Annotated in this window: 4 protein-coding genes; all 4 read left to right on the top strand. The window is 52.3% G+C overall.

The genetic code is table 11. From position 1 onward, the window contains the following. Nucleotides 1–279 (top strand): four helix bundle protein (locus O6929_12685; GenBank protein MCZ6481235.1); only part of this gene is annotated, 279 nt, incomplete at its 5' end. A 188-nt stretch (nt 280–467) separates the two neighbouring features. Continuing rightward, entirely contained in the window at nt 468–977 is a 510-nt protein-coding gene (locus tag O6929_12680) for a UpxY family transcription antiterminator (protein MCZ6481234.1), read from the top strand. A 99-nt stretch (nt 978–1,076) separates the two neighbouring features. Then, nucleotides 1,077–2,393 (top strand): UDP-glucose/GDP-mannose dehydrogenase family protein, encoded by a 1,317-nt coding sequence (locus O6929_12675; GenBank protein MCZ6481233.1) that lies wholly within the window; start codon nt 1,077–1,079, stop codon nt 2,391–2,393. Between the two features lie 30 nt (nt 2,394–2,423). Continuing rightward, nucleotides 2,424–3,464, top strand: a 1,041-nt coding sequence (locus tag O6929_12670; protein ID MCZ6481232.1) for a glycosyltransferase, incomplete at its 3' end; no start/stop codon positions are given.

Raw genomic sequence — 3,464 nt, 5'->3', positions numbered from 1 at the left:
GAAACCTTGGGAATCCAGTTGCTGAGGTCAGGGACATCGGTAGGGGCCAATTACCGAGAGGCGAATCGGGCGCAATCGCGAAGTGACTTCATCCACAAGATTGCGTTGGTCGAAAAAGAGGCGGCCGAGACGCAGTACTGGCTTGAACTTTTCGAGGATGTGAAGATCGGCGGTCCTGAAGACCGACAGTGGCTCCTTCAGGAATCTAATGCTTTGCTTGCAATTTTCACGAGTGTCGGCAAAAGCACTAAGTCCCGCCGACAGAGAATAGAGGACTGAGGTTCCGGAGTTGGATTCGGGGTCTGGAGTTCGTCGTTTGAGCCGGTAAATTCGAAATCCGAAATCCGAAATGTAGTACCGGCAATTGCTGATTTGAGATTTTGCGGTTCAGGTTTTCGGATTCCAACAAATCCGAAATTCGAAATCCGAAATTCGAAATCCTGTCATGTAAGTGAAAGGGCGAAGCCATGTATGAGGAAAATGGGAATCTAGCCTGGTACGCTATCCGGACACGGTCGAGGCATGAAAAGCTGGTTCACCAGCAGCTTGACTCCCGCAGGGTCGAGGCCTTTCTACCACTCGTAGAGCGTCGCCGGCGGTGGAAAGATCGGTGGAAGAACGTGGATTTTCCCCTGTTCCCGGGCTATTGCTTCGCCCGCTTTCCGTATCAGGACCGGCTGTCAGTTGTGACCGCTGTGGGCGTGGTCCAGATCCTGGGAATCAATGGGATCGCGATTCCGGTCCCCGATCACGAGATCGAAGCCGTCCGCCAATTGGTGACGTGCACCCTTCCCTTTGATCCTCACCCGTATCTCAAAGAAGGAATGGAAGTGGAGGTGGTGCGGGGGTCCCTGGCAGGCGTCCGCGGGATCCTGATCCGCAAAGGCGCGCGCGCTCGCCTGGTCGTGGCGATCAGCCTGATTCAGCAGGCGGCGTCCGTCGAGCTGGATGCCGCCGACGTCCTCCCGGTGGGGTAAGACCCAGCTCCCGTCCGAAGGATGAATACCGCCTGGTCGAACAGCAATTCCACCTTACATCAGACTCATAGCATCATGAGTGTCAGCTGAGGAGTTACAATGCGTATATCAATCATCGGAACGGGTTACGTTGGCCTTGTGACAGGGGCGTGTTTCGCTGAGTTTGGACTGAACGTCATTTGTGCCGATATCGACCCTGAACGGATAGAGGTACTCCAAAATGGTAAGGTACCATTTTATGAACCCGGTCTGGAACAACTCGTAATTTCAAACGTCCGCCAGGGCAAGCTTGAGTTTACAACCGACATCGAGAAAGCCGTCGGGAGCAGCCTCGTCATATTTCTCGCTGTCGGTACACCGCCAAACGGCGACGGTTCCGCAAATCTCTCTCAAGTCCTCCAAGCGTCAAGAACAATCAGTCAATTTATAACTGATTACAAAGTCGTCGTGACGAAAAGCACGGTGCCCGTCGGGACGACGAGAAAGATTGAAAAAGTCATAATGGACAGCCTTCCCGCACATGTTCCCGTCGATATTGTTGCAAACCCGGAATTCCTCCGCGAAGGAGCGGCAGTAGAGGATTTTATGAGGCCGAACAGGGTGGTCATCGGCACCGAAAGCATACAAGCAAAAGCAATCATGAAAGACCTGTACAGCCCGTTGTATCTCATGGAAACACCAATGGTATTCACTGATATCGAAACTGCCGAGCTAATCAAATATGCGACAAATGCCTTTCTCGCGACGAAGATCACATTTATAAATGAAATCGCCAACTTGTGTGAGAGCGTGGGGGCAGATGTGCATCATGTCGCTAAGGGACTCGGTCTAGATCAACGTATCGGACGAAAGTTTCTCCACCCAGGGCCGGGATTCGGAGGTTCTTGCCTTCCCAAGGACGTGGCTGCCCTTCTAGCTACTGCGCGGGAGCACAATTGCAATCTCAAGGTGGTGAGCGCAGCGGTTGAAGCAAACGACGCTCAAAAATTCCGAATGGTAGAGAAGATTAAGAATGCGTTAGGGAGGCTGGATGGAAAGACGATCGGCATACTTGGATTGTCCTTTAAACCAAATACAGATGACATGAGGGAAGCACAATCAATCACAATTATCCAAGGTCTACAGAAAGAAGGCGCAAGGATTAAGGCCTTTGATCCTGCAGCAATGGTAAACGCGAAGAGTGTATTGAGTGAGATCGACTTTTGTAATGGACCCTATGAAGTTGCAGAAGGCAGTGACGCGTTAGTCTTTCTCACTGAATGGAATCAGTTTCGGAAATTGGACATGACCAAAATAAAGGAAGCGTTGAAACATCCCATAATCATTGATCTGAGGAACATATATGAACCTGATGTTATGGAAGACATGGGGTTCACATATATAGCAGTTGGCAGGCGGAGATCGATTTCGGTGTAAGGCAGCAAAATGTAGCGCGAGAAAAGAGCTATGGTGCAAAAGGTTGAAACAATTCTCTGCGATCTTCGCCCGTACCATGAATGGATGGATGAGGAATCATTTGAGAGCCTCCAGCGGCTGGCCACTCGCCTGAGGGGCCTCAAGGTCGGGCATGTGAATGCCACCTCCAGGGGGGGTGGGGTGGCAGAAATCCTGATGAGCCTCGTCCCCCTGATGAACGGCTTGGGGGTAGAGACTGACTGGTATTGCATAGCACCGAACCCTCACTTCTTTGAGGTGACCAAGAACATCCACAACAGTCTACAAGGTGGAAGCTGGCAGTTTGACTCGAGAACTCATGAGATCTTTCTCTGCCAAAACCGGCGGATTGCCACGGAGATCCAGGAACTCGATATGGATCTCTGGGTGGTTCACGACTCTCAGCCCTGTCCGATCGGGGCGAGTATGCACCCATTCCGGCAAGCCATCTGGCACTGTCACATTGATACCTCGACCCCCAACAGGGCCGTCTGGAACTATCTATACCGTTACCTGCAGGGATATGACCGGCTAGTCTTCTGTTTGCCTGAATACGTAAATGGATCGGCTCCGCCAGACAAGGTCAGATTCTTACGACCTGCAATCGATCCCCTGACGGTGAAGAATCAGCACCTCCCAAAGCCAAAAGCGAAAGAGATTCTGGCGGGGCTTGCCATTGATCCAGAACGTCCTTTGATCAGCCAGGTAGCTCGCTTTGATCCCTGGAAGGACCCCCTGGGGGTGATCGATGCGTATCGGTTGGCCAAGAAAGAGATACCAGATCTGCAGCTCGCCCTCGTGGGTGTCATAGAGGCCCAAGACGACCCCGAGGCCGAGGTGGTCCTCGAGCAAGTGAATTCTTATCACGGGCGGGACCCAGATATCCACGTCTTTTCCGACCCCGAGCAAGTAGGGCATCTCGAGGTCAATGCCTTCCAGACCGCTTCCGATGTTGTGTTACAGAAATCCCTACGAGAAGGATTTGGCCTCACCGTTGCCGAAGCCATGTGGAAAGGAACTCCCGTGATCGGCGGAAACTGTGGGGGGATCCGC

The organism is Candidatus Methylomirabilota bacterium (assembly GCA_027293415.1).
Taxonomy (GTDB): Bacteria; Methylomirabilota; Methylomirabilia; order Methylomirabilales; family CSP1-5; genus CSP1-5.
The sequence above is the reverse complement of the archived record's forward strand: the minus strand, read 5'-3'. Positions and strand labels throughout refer to the sequence as shown.

Bases quoted from the DNA above. Each gene is read 5' to 3' on its own strand.
- O6929_12680 (MCZ6481234.1), top strand. From the start codon at position 468: ATGTATGAGGAAAATGGGAATCTAGCCTGGTACGCTATCCGGACACGG.
- O6929_12675 (MCZ6481233.1), top strand. From the start codon at position 1,077: ATGCGTATATCAATCATCGGAACGGGTTACGTTGGCCTTGTGACAGGG.